General features: G+C 41.1%; 11 protein-coding genes. 4 read left to right on the forward strand and 7 right to left on the reverse strand.

What is annotated here, in order from left to right:
- Nucleotides 1-25: 25 nt before the first annotated feature.
- Complete coding sequence (locus tag HUN01_RS18900; RefSeq protein ID WP_181927484.1) at nucleotides 26-736, reverse strand: cadmium resistance transporter; 711 nt, start codon at nucleotides 734-736, stop codon at nucleotides 26-28.
- Between the two features lie 429 nt (nucleotides 737-1165).
- Between HUN01_RS18900 and HUN01_RS18905 the strand changes: the two genes are divergently transcribed.
- The gene (locus HUN01_RS18905; protein ID WP_181927485.1) at nucleotides 1166-2164 is read left to right on the forward strand and encodes a LysR substrate-binding domain-containing protein; all 999 of its coding nucleotides are present in this window, start codon (nucleotides 1166-1168) and stop codon (nucleotides 2162-2164) included.
- 200 nt (nucleotides 2165-2364) lie between these two features.
- Here HUN01_RS18905 and HUN01_RS18910 read toward each other — a convergent pair whose 3' ends face one another.
- The 3 genes from HUN01_RS18910 to HUN01_RS18920 all read right to left on the reverse strand — a co-directional run bounded on the left by HUN01_RS18910 (nucleotide 2365) and on the right by HUN01_RS18920 (nucleotide 3977).
- Nucleotides 2365-2733, reverse strand: a complete 369-nt coding sequence (locus tag HUN01_RS18910) for a pentapeptide repeat-containing protein (protein WP_069068727.1) — start codon at nucleotides 2731-2733, stop codon at nucleotides 2365-2367.
- Nucleotides 2723-3037 (reverse strand): hypothetical protein, encoded by a 315-nt coding sequence (locus HUN01_RS18915; RefSeq protein ID WP_181927486.1) that lies wholly within the window; start codon nucleotides 3035-3037, stop codon nucleotides 2723-2725. Before HUN01_RS18915 ends, HUN01_RS18910 begins: the two co-directional genes overlap by 11 nt.
- 151 nt (nucleotides 3038-3188) lie before the next feature.
- Nucleotides 3189-3977, reverse strand: coding sequence for a hypothetical protein (locus HUN01_RS18920; RefSeq protein WP_338044488.1), 789 nt, complete (start codon nucleotides 3975-3977; stop codon nucleotides 3189-3191).
- Nucleotides 3978-4062: 85 nt separating this feature from the next.
- On the opposite strand from HUN01_RS18920, the gene HUN01_RS18925 reads away from it, so the two are divergent.
- A complete protein-coding gene (locus HUN01_RS18925; protein ID WP_181927487.1) occupies nucleotides 4063-7806 on the forward strand; it encodes an AAA-like domain-containing protein in 3744 nt (1247 codons plus the stop codon).
- A gap of 106 nt (nucleotides 7807-7912) precedes the next feature.
- Here the strand turns inward: HUN01_RS18925 and HUN01_RS18930 are convergent, their stop codons facing one another.
- From HUN01_RS18930 to HUN01_RS18940, 3 genes are all read right to left on the reverse strand, one after another.
- Entirely contained in the window at nucleotides 7913-8230 is a 318-nt protein-coding gene (locus HUN01_RS18930; RefSeq protein WP_181927488.1) for a response regulator, read from the reverse strand.
- Between the two features lie 58 nt (nucleotides 8231-8288).
- The gene (locus tag HUN01_RS18935) at nucleotides 8289-9392 is read right to left on the reverse strand and encodes a response regulator (RefSeq protein ID WP_181927489.1); all 1104 of its coding nucleotides are present in this window, start codon (nucleotides 9390-9392) and stop codon (nucleotides 8289-8291) included.
- 1582 nt (nucleotides 9393-10974) lie between these two features.
- Entirely contained in the window at nucleotides 10975-11466 is a 492-nt protein-coding gene (locus HUN01_RS18940) for a hypothetical protein (protein ID WP_181927490.1), read from the reverse strand.
- A 776-nt stretch (nucleotides 11467-12242) separates the two neighbouring features.
- On the opposite strand from HUN01_RS18940, the gene HUN01_RS18945 reads away from it, so the two are divergent.
- Nucleotides 12243-14477 (forward strand): hypothetical protein, encoded by a 2235-nt coding sequence (locus HUN01_RS18945; protein ID WP_181927491.1) that lies wholly within the window; start codon nucleotides 12243-12245, stop codon nucleotides 14475-14477.
- A 13-nt stretch (nucleotides 14478-14490) separates the two neighbouring features.
- Nucleotides 14491-16800: a COG1470 family protein gene (locus tag HUN01_RS18950; RefSeq protein WP_181927492.1), complete on the forward strand. Its 2310-nt coding sequence runs from the start codon at nucleotides 14491-14493 to the stop codon at nucleotides 16798-16800.
- Nucleotides 16801-16897: the final 97 nt, after the last annotated feature.

A 16897-nucleotide genomic window follows, 5' to 3' on the forward strand; every position in this document is an offset into this window, starting at 1 on the left:
GAGTAAGTTCATGATGTACCTCTTTTTAGACGGTTAATTTTTCTTGTTCTTCACTCGACGGCTGAGTATTGGAACCTAAAATCAATGAGAATATATAACTAGAAACTACAGATAAAAGAGTCCAAGTAACATTTTCTGTGACAATAAACACGCCCAAACCAATTAAGATACAAGGCACAAAAGTATTGCCGTTTTCAGTTAAAAAGTTTGCGATCGCAGGTAAGTAGGTTAACTTATAAGCGGTATAACACCATACGCCAACTAGCGTAAAAAATACACTTAGTATCACGAGCAGACTATCTAATTCTGAGTTTGCAAACAGAGGCACATATATGCTGATGTTGTCACTACCATTGGCAAAGGCGATCGCAGCGACATTGCAAGTTTGTGGAGAGATAAAACTGGTAAGTACAGAGGGACAAGACGGCTCGGTTTCTGCTTCGGTTTCCTCTGGTGAATCCTCTTCGCGTTTCAGTAAACTGCTTACACCAATGATTATTGGCATTAAACCAAGTAGTCTAATCCAGTCCTGGGGGATGATGAGTCCACCGAAAAAACCGGGAAGGCTAGCAATGATCAATGCAGCAAAACCGAGATACTGACCAGCAAGGATGTGACGACTGCGAAACGTTTTACTTATTTGTGAAAAAAGCAACGTCAAAATGACAATATCATCGATGTTGGTGGCAGTGAATGCCGTGATCCCTGTGGTAATTGCAGTTACTAAACCACTCATTTGTGGAAATCCTTATTTTGATGCTTGGTAATTGAGCGTGGGGCATTGGTAACTTACAAAGGACAAATGATAAATGACCAATGACCAGTTTGAATTAAAAATTAAAGATTAAAAATTAAAAATTGAAAGAAATAATAATTTTTAATTAATTAATTCTGGGTACAAGCCCCACTAAATCAAAGATTTTAGTGGTCTACAATCAGTAGCGGGTTCAAGCCCCTACTGATAGCGCAGCGTTAGCGAGTCCGCGAGCGTCTTGCAATTTTTAATTTTACATTTTTAATTTTTAATTGGTTTGACCAATGACTAAGTAGAAAGCCTTGATTTATACTTTAGTCAAACTAACCGATAGAATCAAATGCTTTTATTTGTCAAAATGATAAATGAAAGTGATTAAAATTTTGACAATAAGTTTTAGGGATACGATAAATGGCAGGAATGACGCTTGAGCAGCTAAAAATCTTTCTGGCTGTGGCGCACAACTTACACTTTACTCGCGCAGCAGAGGAGCTTTATATTACACAACCTGCCGTCAGTGCAGCGATCCACAACTTAGAGCAAGAATACGGAGTGAAACTATTCCATCGGATTGGTCGCCATATCGAGATTGCTGAAGCGGGTAAATTACTGCAAGTGGAAGCGCAGAAAATTCTTGATCAAGTTTCCTTAACTGAAAGGGGATTGCGAGAATTGAACAATCTGCAACGGGGTGAATTGAAATTAGGATCAAGCCTGACAATTGGTAACTACTGGCTACCAAGTAAGATTAGTGAGTTTAAGAGTCAATATCCTGGTATCCAGATTGACTGTACCCTTGCCAATGCAGAAACGATTTGTGTCGGTACAGCGATGGGACAGTTTGATTTAGGTTTGGTGGAGGGAGATGTGAAGCCAGCGCTTCAGAATACTTTAGAGTACGAAATAGTGGGGAGCGATCGCTTGCAAATTGTGGTCGGTCAAAACCACCCTTGGTTTGAGTGGGGAGAAGTTGATTTAAGCCAACTAACTCAAACACCTTGGGTAATGCGGGTGCGGGAATCTGGAACCCAGCAAAGGTTTGAGGAAGCGTTGCAAAATTGGGGAATCAATCTCAGTGAACTGAATGTAATTTTAGTGTTTACCAGTGGTGAAATGGCAAAAGCAGCGATTGAAAATGGCGTAGGTGCAACTGGAATTTCTGAGTTGATGGTAAAAAAAGAAATCCAGTTGGGGACTCTGCGGGCAATTCGAGTTATTGATAATAGAGAAAGCAACGGTGCGATGCCTTTGGCGGGCTACGCCTACGCAGAAATAGTTCGACCTTTTTTCAAACTCAAGCATCGTCAGCGTTTTCAAACTGCTCTTTCCAAAGTCTTTGAAGAAATGTTGGTATCGTCTATGTTAAATGGCTCAGATAAACATATATCAATTATTGAAAGAGGATTGTGAATTGGGGACTAATCCGAATGGCACTAAGTTAAGATAAAGCCCTTTTCCTGACTGGTTCCCAGCCTCTAGGCTGGGAACCCATTCTGGGAGGCTCCGCCTCCAGCGGCTTAACCAGAGGCAGAGCCTCGCGGAATTCGTTCCCAGCCTGGAGGCTGGGAACAAGATGAAACTTTTCCCCATTCCCCATTCCCCATTCCCCTTCACACCTTCCGCATATTTCTACTGATGGGGTCAAAACCTCTAGAAAATCGCGTACTTTCATCGTAGTAAGCGCCAGTTAGATTCGCTCCATACAACTTGGCATAGTTGAGTTTAGCTCCCCGGAGATTTGCTTCATTCAGTTTGACACCGCTTAAATTAGCTCTGGTCAAGTTTGCTTTGGCTAAATTAGTTCCACTCAAATCTGCTCCCCAGAGTTTAGCTTTAGCTAGGTTAGCTCCACTCAAATCTGCTCCCCATAAATTAATTCCAGGCAAATAGGCTCCAATCAGCTTGTTACTACTCAAGTTGACAGCTGGAAAATATCTTTCCCCTGCGGCAAAACGCCTTTTTAATTCTTCAGCATTCATGCGTCGCGTTCACCTTCTTTAGCAATACAGAAGTTATTTGTTCCCATTCTTGGCTTAGTTCTCCTGGAAATTCTGGCTGACCACTGCGTAGATACCAGAAATGGGCATTGTTTAAATCGCCTTCTTTGCGGTGCAGGTAAGCATGAACCCAGGCACTATCGGCATCGCTGGCATTTGCAACTATTTCATGAGCTTTACTCCAATCACCTTTCTTGTCATACCACATTGCTTGCAGCCCTTTTGGCAATGTCTGAGGACATGGGCGCTGCTTTTCGATCAATCGCAGGAATTCCTCTGTATTCACGATCGCCACTCAACAAGAATCAAACTTCTATCTCTAAGATACTCCTCAGTTTTAAGGGATTGGGGAATGGGGAATGGGGAAAAGTTTTCTTACTTAATACCCAATACCCAATACCCAATACCCAGTCCCCAATTCTCAATACCTTTCACATCTACTTTACTGGGATCATTTCAAACTCGAAAGTGCTGATCAAACGGTCATCAATATAGACTTCTATTCTATGCTTACCAACTGGATCGCCAGGAGTAATCGTCCAAAAATTCTCAATCACACCCTCTGGAGCCGACTGTGTGCGTCGCGTCACAGATGTCTTTCCGTCTACTGACATTGAGAAATCTTCACCACTATCTGTACCCCAAGTTTCTGGAGGTTTTGGTAAACGCAAGACTTCGCGCCATTTCACTTCACCTTGGTAGTCTTTGAGTTTAATCCGCCATCCATAGGTATTTCCTTCTTGAAGTGGCACTCTTTTTGTCTGGAAAATGGTAACGTTTCCTTTAGAGTCAACCCTCTTCAGTCCAAACTCGGTGTTACTGACAGTAATCTGTTTAGCATTCGTTGGTGTCGGAGACGATATAGCATTTTGTACCAAAACAGCAGCAGCGTTGATTGGCTCAGAACTTATGACTCCAGATATTAGCCAAAAAGAAGCTAGCACAGCAGTAGTAGTCCAAATTCTCATTAGTATGGTTTTCCTGTCAGACTTTTGGTACTTATTCAAGTAATCTGCCATGTTTTCCGGGTCAAGGTTAGCTATGGTTAGACAAAAACAGAATTTGACTGATTCAACCAACTCTCTGACTTTGAGCAAAGGCAAATCATTGCGCCGTCGTTTCTCTATCTGCGTAGGCGTAGCCCAATCTAGGCATCGCATCACCAATATACCCATTAGTCTCCATTTTTCTCTACAAGACCCTTTGCGAAGGAGACGGTGTGCCATAGATATAGTATTCTGAATCCTGACTCCTGAATTCTGACTCCTGACTCCTGAATTCTGACTCCTCCTTTCCCAATCACAATTTTGCATGAGATACCAAGTTGGCGGTAGCCTCCACAGTGATGATCCCACTTATGTTGTGCGTCAGGCAGACGAAAAACTTTATACCAGTCTCAAAGGTGGTGATTTTTGCTATGTCTTTAACTCTCGCCAAATGGGTAAATCATCTCTACTACAGCGAATAAGTCGTCGTCTCAAGTCAGAAGGCTATAAATGTATTTATTTAGACGTAACTCAATTGGGTAGTGAGGATACGACATCAGCACAATGGTATAAAGGAATCATTGTCAGCATGTTCTACGGGTTAAATCTGGTTGAACATGTCAACTTTAAGCAATGGTGGGATATGCAAGCAGGTCTTTCTCCTGTACAAAAGCTACACCAGTTTGTTGAAGAAATTTTGCTGCCAAATGTCAAGAGCGATTGTGAAGGAGATGGCAAAGCTAAAGGCATTTTTATCTTCATTGATGAGATTGATAGTTTACTGAGTTTAAATTTTCCGGTCAATGACTTTTTTGCCTGGATTCGTCATTGCTACAATCAGCAGGCACACGATCCGAATTTTCGACGCCTAGGCTTTGCGTTGTTTGGAGTAGCCAGTCCATCTGACTTAATTGCTGACAAACGCCGGACACCTTTTAATATTGGAACAGCTATAGAGTTATACGGCTTTCGATTGCATGAAGCCAACCCATTACTAGATGGGTTACAGGGAGCAATTAGCCAACCAGAAGTAGTGCTGCAAGAGGTAATCTATTGGACAGGGGGACAACCGTTTCTAACTCAAAAACTTTGTCAGTTAGTTCTTCAAGCTGCCTTAAATACATCAGAGCGGAAAATTATCCTATCCCCAAAAACTGAAGCGGATTGGGTGGAAGAATTGGTGCGATCGCACATTATCCAACACTGGGAATCACAAGATGAACCCGAACACCTCCGTACTATTCGCGATCGCCTACTTTTCAACCAACAACAAGCAGGACGCTTGTTAGGTCTTTATCAGCAGGTATTGCAAGCGGAGGAAATAGAGGACGTAAAGAATGAAAAACTCCATCCCCTTGTGGGTGGAGTTTTTGGGCATGGGGAATCGGGCATGGGGCATGGGAAAGAACATACCAATGCCCAATGCCCAATGCCCCAAGCGACGGGGCGACTATCTCTCTACAGACACCTGGGGATGGAGTTGGAGTTTCCCGTCGCTTTCAATGAAGACACTAGCGACTCTGGGCATCCTCTATTTCCAATATCTCCCGTGCCTACAGATGATAGTCGAGAACAGACAGAGCTTTTACTATCGGGATTAGTCGAGAGGTATAACGGCTATCTCAGAATTAAAAATCCGATCTACCGCAGTATTTTCAATGCTGAATGGGTGTTAAAGCAATTAGACAATCTGCGCCCTTATTCACAGCCATTCAATGCTTGGGTAGCATCGGACTTTCAAGATGAGTCACGCCTGTTGCGGGGGAATGCCTTACAAGAAGTCTTGGACTGGACTCAGCGAAAAAGTCTCAGCGATTTGGACTATCGATTTTTAGCAGCTAGCCAAGAATTGGAACGTCGGGAAGTTCAGCAAAAACTGGAAGTAGAACAGCTTAAAGAAACTGAAGCGCGATTGGCAAGTGAACAAAAGAACGCCCGCCTTCAGCAACGACTACTGTTAGGGGTAAGTGTGGCTCTAGTAGCGGCGATTATCTTGGGAATCATAACACTCTATGCCAATCGACAGGCATCACTGAGTGAGGTACGAGCGATCGCAGCTGCTTCCAATGGTAGTTTTAATTCCAATCAACGCTTAGATGCATTGGTACAAGCAATCCAAGCCAGACGGAAATTTCAACGGCTCGATCTGCAAAATTTGGCAGATGCACATACGCTGGATCTCCAAACCCGCAAAGTATTAGAACAAGCTGTCTACGGTGCTGATGAATTCAATCACCTGTCAGGGCATCAAGGGATTGTCTTAGGTGTTGATTTCAGCCCTGATGGCCAGTGGATTGTCTCATCTAGCATTGATCGCACGGTCAAGCTGTGGAAACGGGATGGAACACTGGTGAGAACAATACCACATACTGCAACCATACAGAGCGTCCGCTTCAGCCCGGATAGCCGCCAGATAGTCGCTGCTGGCATTGATGGCACTATCCGTCTTTGGACGATCGATGGTAAATTATTAACCATCCTCAAAGGGCATAAATCTGCGGTGTGGCGAGTTGCCTTTAGCCCAGATGGAAAAACAATCGCTTCTGCCAGTGGCGATTTTAGCGTTAAGCTTTGGCAACTAGATGGCACTTTAATCAGAACTCTTAAACATGAGCGTGGTATATGGGGAATTGCCTTCAGCCCCGATGGTCAAATCATCGCTTCTAGCATGGTAGGCGGCACTAATAAGCTTTGGCGATTGGATGGAACGCTAATCAAAACATTCACAGCCGGAAAGGCAACTATTTGGAGTGTTGCTTTTAGCCCAGATGGACAAACTTTTGTCTCTGGCGGTGCAGATAACATGGTGCGACTGTGGAATCGAGAAGGCACTTTACTGAGAACTTTTAAAGGGCACACCGCTGAAGTATTTAGTGTAGCCTTTAGTTATGATGGGCAAACCATTGCCTCTGGTGGTTCTGATAAAACCGTTAAACTTTGGTCGGTAAATGCTACTTTATTAAGAACTTTGCAGGGACATACCTCAAATATTCAAACCATTGCCTTCAGTCCTGATGGAGAAACCCTCGCCTCTGCTGGCCACGACAACACCATCAAACTCTGGAGAGTCAACTCACCCTTAGTAAAGCTACTCAATGGCCATCAAGAAATGGTCTGGAAGGTGGCATTTAGCCCTGATGGGCAACGTCTAGCTTCCGTTGCTGGCAAAGAAATAAAACTTTGGAAACGCGATGGTTCTCTAGCCAGAACTATTGTTGAAGAAGATTCTCGAATGCTTAGTCTCGATTTTAGCCCCGATGGTCAAACTTTAGCGATCGTTGGTTCTAAGGGTATTGTGAGACTATGGCAACTAGACCGCAATCAGCGAACCATTCTGGAAGGCCCAGGTATCGGCCTTTTGGGTGTTAGCTACAGTCCTGATGGCAATCGGCTGGTGACTGTGGGTTTTGATTACAAGCTAAGACTCTGGCAACGCGATGCTAATGGACAATTCCAACTCCAGCAAATTATCCAGGCGCATACAGGGCGGATTTGGGACATTGTTTATAGTCCAGATGGGCAGTTTATCGCCTCTGCCAGTGCTGATGGTACCATCAAACTTTGGACTTCAGAAAATAGCGATCGCCTGTTGGAGAAACCAGATCGAATCTTAGAAGGGCATAATAGTGAAGTTTTTGGAGTTGCCATTAGCCCGAATAGTCAATTTATTGCCTCCACTGGCGGAGATGGTCGTCTCCGACTTTGGAAACGTGATGGCACTCTGCTGAGAATCTTAGATGGTAAAAGTATTGGTTTAACAAGAGTCGCATTCAGTCCAGATGGTCAAATGTTGGCAGCCGCAGGTTTTGACAATACGATCAAAGTCTGGAAGACAGATGGCACTTTGTTCGTCACCCTAAATGGACATACGTCTAATGTGAGCAGTGTTGCCTTTAGCCCCGATGGCAAAACCCTCGCCTCTGGCGGAGATGACCAACTTGTGATTATGTGGGATATAGAAAAAATTCTCCATCTCAACCTGCTGAAATATAGCTGTGATTGGGTGCAGGATTATTTAAAGACTAATGTAACAGTGGAAAAGAGCGATCGCTCTCTTTGTAATCACTGACAAACAAAACTTACACAACAATTTTAACTAATTCATGAATCACCCCTACTTAATTTTTGTCTAACTCCCGTTAGTGTAGACAAAGCGTAGCTTTGGATTTTTGGGGTTATCCGATTTTAATACAATACAGATAAGACCAAAACACTTGTAGAGACGGCGATTTATCGCGTCTCAAAAACCCACGATTTTGATTAGTCGGATTTATTTTGATGAAGCGACACAATTCAAATCCACTCATTTCCAGCATCACAACATCAGTAAAAATCGCATCTGGCTTTTCTTCTAAAATAATTTTTAGAGCTTCTTCTGCACTAGTCGCCTTAATGACATTGTAACCCCTATCTGTGAGATAATTACTTATTAATTTCAATTCACTCAGACAATCTTCTATAACTAGAATAGTAGCGATCCAGGTAATACTCAACCTTCAATATCCAAAAAAATATATTGGTTAAGTGGAGTTATTTTTTTATATTAAGAAATTAAACAATGTGTTGAAATATTACCTTTAGTAAATCTCCTTGTGTAAAAGGCTTAGTTAAATAGCCTGATGCTCTGACCATCTTAGCTTTAGCCCTCTCTAGAAATCCTACTTTTTCTGATACCATAATCACAGGCGTATTTTTAAAACTTGAGTGTTTACGCAACAAAGAGCAGAGTTCATATCCGTCTAAATTAGGCATCGAAATATCCAACAAAATTATGTCGGGTTTTGTGTGAACAATCTGCATTAAAGCTTTCAAAGAATCAGTGACTCCGACAACACAAAAAGTTTGCTCATCTAAATAACTTTGAATAGTATTCAATGCTGTAGGACTATCATCAATACAAAAGATTGTGTAGATTTTCTTGTCAACAGGTGGTTGGATGATTTGCTGACCCCTATTATCATTAGTATTAATAGAGTAGGCTGGTGGTTTATAACCGTTTGTTCTAAACGAATTTAGTGTACTTTTGCTTTTAGGTTTTAGCTCATTTATTTTGAACAATTCTGAGGGATTTGATTGAGAAGCTGGTGATGTCTGACAATAAGCCGCTTCTCTACGAGATGCTTCGCCAACACTTCTAGGCATTTGACATCGTTCAACTAGTAAGCGGAGATTTAGATGGCAAAACTTTGGCATGTCATCCAGAAAGCTTTCAGGAATAAATTCATAACTCCCCTCTTGTAAGTTCAGAAATGACTCCAGAACTTCTAACGCCAATTGCTCTATCAGTATCGCTGCTTGAGAAGGACTAATATATTTCTGATTGACTAACCAGCAAATAGCCAGATAATCTGGATTTGGTATTGCCTGATTTTCAATACCAGTTTCAAATATCGCTCGCAACTGTTCTTTGATTCCGCCAGGGAGAGTAGAAATTTGCTGACTCAAGCTTTGCAAGTTTCTATAAAGTGGCTCAAACATTTTCTCTGAGTAGCAGGCATAAATTAGCTTACCCTCGTCCATATATATTGACCAAGAGCCTGACGTGCTAAACACTTGCAAACAACCAGTAACTGACTTACCAGTGATTTTTTTCAACAAAGATAGGGGCTGGAGCTTTTGGAAAAACCTGTATCTACTAATCGGAAGTGTCTTCATTGGGATGGCTCTGGAATAAAACTAACATTTGCAGGCGAAATTAGTGAATTACCTTTTCGGAATTCACCGCGAATTTGTTGGGAGCACTGTCAGATAAATATAGCGGTCACATTTGAGTTAGTACAGAGATTTCACACCCCCCAACTCCTAATTCACCAATCTCTGTTAAGCTATAATGCACAAGTTACAACTAAACCAATTCATGCTATTCTCCAATAGCAAAATTGCCTGACTAGTTGCCAGGATATAGTATTTCAAAAATTAGATTGGTTTTCTGTATCTTTCGCTAATCTAGCCAATCTAACAGTAACTCAAGTGTCACGCCCAGACCATTGGCTCTCGCCCATCAGTCACAAAAGTATCATTGTTATCCGTATTTTGCAGCCTAAAATCGTAGATGCTTGAATTCTCTTACAAAGGTTTTTTTGTCCCTAATGCTAAAGTCTAGAGCGACCAAAATCTACTGTAATGTAGATGTAAATAGCTCTCAAGCAAGGCTTTTAGACCTTAAATCCGCGCTGACGAACTATGTTTTTATAGCCGTGACAAAAGTCGTCGGGTACTTTTCCAAGAAGTTTATTCTTGAGGGTAACTTCATCAAGAGAAAAAGTATGATTAAAAACTAAGCACTCAAAAAAATCAATGTCATACTGAGGTTTGTGATTGTAGAGCTAATACGGTTCGGTGAAGCAGTGTGGCTTTGGGGATTTCTCCCATAAACAACTCGTTAGCCAGGAACAAGGCTCACCCGAAGGTTCTTGAGGGTTCCCCCCATGACTGACTGGCGTGGGTTGGAGGGATCTTCATTAAAACGTTAGCTGAACAGTATTGGAGCAACTCTTAGTGTTAAGATTAGGCAAAATTATCACTTGCACAACAATAATGTTAAACCTCCGACCAAGGATGAGTTAGCTGATAATTACCGCCATGATGGTGTGTGGTGAGATGCACAGGCGGCTAAATCAGCAGAAGGGAATCTCTTCATAAGTACTGGAAACGGGTTCTAATGTTGTGTGGGTCTAAATAGTCACCCTGCACAGTTTGGAGTGACAAATTCAAGAACTTAAAGCCAAATTCTTGATTGGTAGTACATACCTGTAAAATAGCTCTTTTCAGCTAGATGGTAGATAACAAGTAACGTACTCACTAAAACTCAGGTTACTATAATTTTCAAAAAAAGTTAGCAGCAATATATAAACTTCATGATAAATCAGTAAAGTAAACATGAAAACTAATTAATAGTATCTTCCAGATAATTGTTATTAATCTTTATTTCTTTGGATGTCCGGAGAAGCTAAAAATGTACAGAAAAAGATAATTTTATATGCTTATTTAATTACACTTATAAATGAGTGAATTATTTTATGGTAGCAATTTTCCTGAAAAATTTTACGTTTTAAAAGTCACAAATATAAATACAAAATTGTATGAATAGCCTGTCCTCCTAACTTCTGTCTTCTACGTAGATATGGCATTGATTAACCTATAAGGTATATCTAGCAAAAAGACGCAAAGAATTTCTTTGCGTCTTTGGCGTGAGATTTATAAGTGGACATTCTCACTGTTATACTTCTCCATCTATTTAAAATTGCTCCCGCCAGCACCAACTTAAAAGTGTGCCACCAGCTACCAGCTTAACTACTTCCAGTACCCAATAACTGCCGTGTAGTAAATTCATTGTCGATGGAATAGCGGCAGCGGCTTCAAATAGGTTCAGTTGAACACCGATGGCGCACATCTGCGGAGTTAAGAAATAGGTATCAAGCATAGCTATAGTTAGCAGTAGCGCAGATAAAGCAACACTGCGAATACGCCAGTGATATTGGGTTTTGCCCAAAGCTAATGCCCCAGTCAGCACTACAGCAGCAGATAATAATTCCATCCGATTGAAGTTCCAAAAAATGGTATAGCCTGCTGTCGTAAAACCAGCTTGGCTCATCATCCCGGAAAGATAAAGGCTAGGCATAATTACCCAGTCTAAAACGACGCTAGCACTGAGCCAAAAGCCCAAAGTCAATGCGATCGCGGTTTGCCAAATTGGCCGTTTAAATTCAAGGTTAGAAATAGCAGTCATAAAATAATTGCGTGTGTTGTATTTCTTAGTTTCTAACTTCACCAGCAGTTTGACAACTAATATCAATTAACCTTTACAAAGCGATCGCTCTTAAATTCTGAACTTAATCCCAAGTTTTTTTAAACTTAGTTGAGAAATATTAAGTTTTTATAAAAAGTAATTTAAATAGATTTTGTTTGTTAAAAATACTCATGTCTACGACAGGCGTAGCTGCGTCACTCTGCAAATTCACAAATCCTATTCCCTACACTTTCAATAAAGCGTAGACGCGTAGCGGCTTGTCGTTAGACATCGCCAGTTATGGAAGAGTGAGTGCGATGTCTACTACGGGCTACGCTTACGCATTATTAGCTGTTTGAATGTCTCATCTGTTTTATCTCAAAACTCTCCACCTTACCATAAAATAATTCTGCAAGAGGTCTATTATCCAAAAACCTTGTAGAGATGTAGCAGTGCTATGTCTCTACATTCTTTTTCACTCATATCTCTATTTGCGATCGCTTCTGAAAATAACTTTTATAAATTGACAAATTTATTACACAATATTTAATAATATATACATTTCAATAATCAAAGGAAAAAAACTATTGTCAAGTTTTGACAGACATTAATTTTGTCATAGTGATAATCCAATACAGTTCAGATAAAACCAAAACACTTGTAGAGACTGCGATTTATCGCGTCTTCAAAGACCAATTACCTACACCAATAACCCTTAACTGAACCGTATTGAGTGATAATCATCCAAAATATAAAAAAATATTATAAGTAATAGTATGGAAAAAAGTGTTATTAATGCCAGCCTTTCTACTCAGAATCTAACCTTTCGTCCAGGTGATACCCCAGTCTCATTTGAGGTAACTGTCAATAATGATAGCGATCGCTTTGTCAATTTTCAGATAGAAATTACCGCCGCCGGAGAAACCCGGAACACAGGATATCGCTGGTATCGACTCGAACCAGAGGTAGCAGCAGCCAAGCCACCGGGCAGTAGTACCATCTTTCAAGTCTTTGTATTCAATACACCCATTTCGGGATTTGTCGGTACTGTCAACCTGATGGTGAATATTTTCTCACCACAGTTAGCACAACAATCCAGACTGGTGCTGCGTCTGAAAATTGAGCGAGACAACAGACCAACGCATTTAAGTGTAGAATTGCCTGTGCGAGAGTTCCAAGTTTATCCCCGCAATTCTGTAGATATACCAGTACGAGTGCGGAACTTGGGGCAACAACCGACTGATGTAGTCCTACGTTTTACAGGTGTTGACCCATCTTGGCTAACTGGCAGTGCAGAACGCCGATTATCCTTAGATCCAGGTGGTTTAGTAGAAGCGACATTTCAATGCCAACCTCCTTCTGTAGTCCAAGCGCCCAGTCAAAATTACCCTTTTAGTATTGAAGCTGTTAGCAATAATGGTTATCCAACTAATGCTGAAGGTAAGATTGAAGTTTTACCTGTGGGTTTTATAGACTTTACTACCACAGAAAAACACCTCAAAATTCCTAGTAAATCGGCATGGTTACCTGACTGGAAATCTGATACAGCTGCCTTTGAATTACTATTTAAAAATGCTAGCAATCTAAATCAGCAAATTAATATCCAGGTTCAAGGTAGAGACTGGCGAAAATGTAGTTTCAAAAAGCTTCCCGAAACTGCCAATCTCCATTTAGGAGAGACAAGTAAGATCATCCTGGATGTTAAAACAAAACGTCCTTGGATAGGAATAGGTAAAACTTTGTTGCTGGAGGCTAAATCGGAATTATCCGACCAACGTTTAGGGAGTACAGACCCCGCCACGCAGACATTAGAAGTAGAGACTCTGCCAATTATACCTTTATGGCTACAACTGGCTGCGATCGCACTTTTAGCCGCACTCCTAGCATTAATACTGCAACCAAGAGATGTAATGCATACACGTTCTGTCAACTCAGTCCGTTTTAGTGGCATTGGTTTATCTGTGGTCAGTGGCTCAGATGATTGCACCTTAAGACTTTGGAGAATCGGTGCTGATAGCTTAGATCCTGACGATACAGTAAGATATCCTGGGCAGCCTGTTGCCTGTGATAAACCACAACAGCCAAAGGGTTTGATGGCGATTACCGATGATGCAGTACAAGTCTTACGCTTCATGCCGTTACAAAACGATCGTGCTGCTGTTGGTCTAGATAATGGTGTAATTGAACTCAGAGATGTCCCATCAGGTGCAAAGATTAGCCAACTTCAAGACCTTAAAGATTCTAAAGCAAAAGGCGATCGCGTTTTTGACTTAGCTTTTACCTCCAACTCACTTAACTTATTCAGTGGTTATGGCAGTGGTAAAGTTAGATTATGGTCAAGACCAGCGCCTAACAGCGATTTTCTGCCAGAACCGCAAGTTATCGATGTCCAAAGTACCTTGAAACTATCAGGTTTCCAAGTCCGGGCATTAAATCTCAGTCCAGATGCAAAAACTCTAGTAATTGCCGGAAACTTTAAGCGTTTCATTTTATGGCAATGGAATCCAACTCAGTCTGATAAACAATTCCCAGGTTTATCAGTGCAAAATCTAGAAAAACTAGACCCATTAGTTGGACGTGAAGACTATATTTGGGCATTGGCTTTTGTTCCTAACTCAGCAGAAAAAATCCTCGCAACCTCTGATTCTGCGGGATTCATTACGATTTGGAATTTAAATCAGTGCCAAACTGTCAAAAATCCAAATCCACTCGAACAAATAAAAGAACTCAATTGCTCACCACTAGACCGTTGGTCAGCATCAAAAACATCTGTGCGTAGTCTGGCATTTAGTGATGATGGTAGTCTCTTAGTAAGTGGTGGCGATGATGGACGAGTCATGGTTTGGTACTTAACCCCCGAACATAAACTCGACAAAACAAAGGCAGCAGAAGGTAAAACAATTTACCAAAGCTCTAAAAAAATCAATAGTATCGACTTGAAAACTAATCAAGGAACCATGATTGTGAGTGGTAGTGAAGATTTTCAAGTCAAACTACACCGCATCAAATAAGGGAGTCGATAAGATGCAAGCTCAATTCAATCCACTGCAAGTTATTATCAACCCACCTGGAATTCAATTTGGAATGCCAGGAGATACCATTGAACTCTATGTTGTTGTGATCAATCAGGGAGATCAGAGTGCGGTTATTGACCTATATTTTGTTTTTGACGAAGTATTTCAAAATTTAACCGGTTGGTCTAGTTCTCCCAGAGAAAGTTTAGCATTAGCTCCCCAACAGAATAGCGACGAAGTAAAATTTGAGTTTCAAATTACCGCAAATGCTTTCCCCGGAACCTATGACTATACACTAGTCGTAGATTCTCCTCTACATTATCCCCAAGATACTCCCATAACCTTCCCAAATCAAATTAAAGTTCTGCTAGCAGAACAGACTGCAATTCGGGTGAATGACCCGACATTTTCCATTAGACCAAACACCAACCCCAACAAACCGCTAATTTTCAATCCTGGTGAGTCTCTGCAAGTAGAGGTAATAGTAGACAATCGCTCTCATCTTGTAGATAGGTTCCGCTTGAGTTGCCCAGATTTAGATGAGGACTGGTTCACAATCAATTATCCGGCAACTGGATTTGAAGGCCCCGGATTGGTGTCTGATGTGACTGCACTAGAACTCAACCCTGGTACTCAAGGTCAAATATTGTTGAAATTTCACCCACCTGGGGATACTCTTGCGGGAAGCTATTCTCCAACAATCCGCTTGTATTCAGAAAACTCTCCAGACTTAGTGCTGTTGGATTTGGTATACATCCAAATTCCGACAAATTATCGCCTAGATATAGAACTTCATACCATCTTAGGACAAATTAGCCGTAGCCTTGGCAAGTACGAATTATCACTAGCTAATCGGGGTAATATTGTCCGCGAACTGATATTAAGCTTAAAAAATCGGGATGAAGAAGAACTATATACTTATAAATTTGATCCTACTGAAGTAAGATTATTACCCAATAGAAGCGCAGTAGCCAATTTGACGGTTAAACCCAGACCTTGGTGGCGACGACCGTGGTTTGGTGCAGGGCTAGTAATCAACTTTCAACTCGACATCAAAGACCCACAAAATTTACCCTTACCTAACACATTGCCTCAAGGAACTTTGGTATGGAAACCCCGTCCTTGGTGGCAATTTGTTCTGTTAATTTTAGCAGTATTGGGTTTATTAGGAGGAATAGGATTTATCATTTGGCGAATTTTAAATCCCGATCCTTTAAGATTAGAAAACTTTAGTGCTAATAATCCTCGAATTACTGAGGAAGAGGATGAAGTAGCTTTGAAGTGGGATATTCACAATTACCAACAGTTGCAAAAGTTGGTTCTGACAGCCAAAGGTTCGCAACCTATTCAGCCTATTACTTATGACTTTAGCAATGGCATTCCTGAAACACTGGGTAAGGGAAGCGCTAATCAAATACCTCCTTGTCAGGTGCAAGAGAAACAAGAGCTAATTTGTAGCAATGTTAAAACTGGAGTGAAAACAAAAGGAAACTACACTTTTGAGTTACAAGCCTTTTATCGTAGTGGTATACAATTATTTTCTCCCAATAACCAAGTAGCCACTCAAACAACCCAAGTAGAAATAGCTGAAAAACAAATTGCTGAAGTACTTAGTTTCCAAGCAGATAAGCCACAGTATACAAAAGGTCAGAATATTCTTTTAAGCTGGGCAATTGCTCGGCCATTATTGTTGGCACAAGTTCAAATTGCTGGCAGTGCAGATGATGGTACATTATATAGTGAACCAATTACTTATAAATTTAATCAAGGTAATCTTGCAGAGCCTAAACTTCAAAAACTCTGTACACAACAAAATCAACAACTGCGATGTACAAATATTCCTCTGCCAGCAAATAAAGCCGGAAACTTTTCCTTTGAAATTAAAGCTTTTCCCAACAATGGGAGTGATAAAATTAGTTCTAAAAAGACTGAATCAAAAATTGGAATATTACCTAAACCATTTAAGATTGTCTCTTTTAGAATCAACGGTAGTGAGCAACCAAATGTTGTTCTCAACGAAGGGGAATCTGCTACTCTGAGTTGGAGAGTAGAGGGAGAAAATATTCAAGTTAAACTTTTGCCATACGGCAATGACGTTAAACCAGTTGACTCAATAAAGCTTCCAGTCAATCAAGCCTTCCCGCCTCAAATCGGACTGCTAGTGAATGATATATCTGGTAAGCAGCAACCCCAGCAAAGAGGATTTGCAATCACAGTTCTCAAAAAAGTAGAGCCTACTCCTATACCTAGCATTAACCCACTTGCGCCTGGTCTTCCATCCAACAGTAGTCCATTTAAGACTCCCTTACCTCTGAGGTAAGGCTTATCGAAAGCTATTTTGAAAATACAGAGAAGTGCGGCGGATAATACCATCCATCGACTGTACCAAACTACAAACAACGCATATCGTTTATAGC

Source organism: Nostoc edaphicum CCNP1411 (assembly GCF_014023275.1).
Classification (GTDB): Bacteria; Cyanobacteriota; Cyanobacteriia; order Cyanobacteriales; family Nostocaceae; genus Nostoc; species Nostoc edaphicum_A.

Bases quoted from the DNA above. Each gene is read 5' to 3' on its own strand.
- HUN01_RS18900 (WP_181927484.1), bottom strand. From the start codon at position 736: ATGAGTGGTTTAGTAACTGCAATTACCACAGGGATCACGGCATTCACT.
- HUN01_RS18935 (WP_181927489.1), bottom strand. From the start codon at position 9,392: ATGAAGACACTTCCGATTAGTAGATACAGGTTTTTCCAAAAGCTCCAG.
- HUN01_RS18925 (WP_181927487.1), top strand. From the start codon at position 4,063: ATGAGATACCAAGTTGGCGGTAGCCTCCACAGTGATGATCCCACTTAT.
- HUN01_RS18950 (WP_181927492.1), top strand. From the start codon at position 14,491: ATGCAAGCTCAATTCAATCCACTGCAAGTTATTATCAACCCACCTGGA.
- HUN01_RS18945 (WP_181927491.1), top strand. From the start codon at position 12,243: ATGGAAAAAAGTGTTATTAATGCCAGCCTTTCTACTCAGAATCTAACC.
- HUN01_RS18940 (WP_181927490.1), bottom strand. From the start codon at position 11,466: ATGACTGCTATTTCTAACCTTGAATTTAAACGGCCAATTTGGCAAACC.
- HUN01_RS18920 (WP_338044488.1), bottom strand. From the start codon at position 3,977: ATGGCACACCGTCTCCTTCGCAAAGGGTCTTGTAGAGAAAAATGGAGA.
- HUN01_RS18910 (WP_069068727.1), bottom strand. From the start codon at position 2,733: ATGAATGCTGAAGAATTAAAAAGGCGTTTTGCCGCAGGGGAAAGATAT.
- HUN01_RS18905 (WP_181927485.1), top strand. From the start codon at position 1,166: ATGGCAGGAATGACGCTTGAGCAGCTAAAAATCTTTCTGGCTGTGGCG.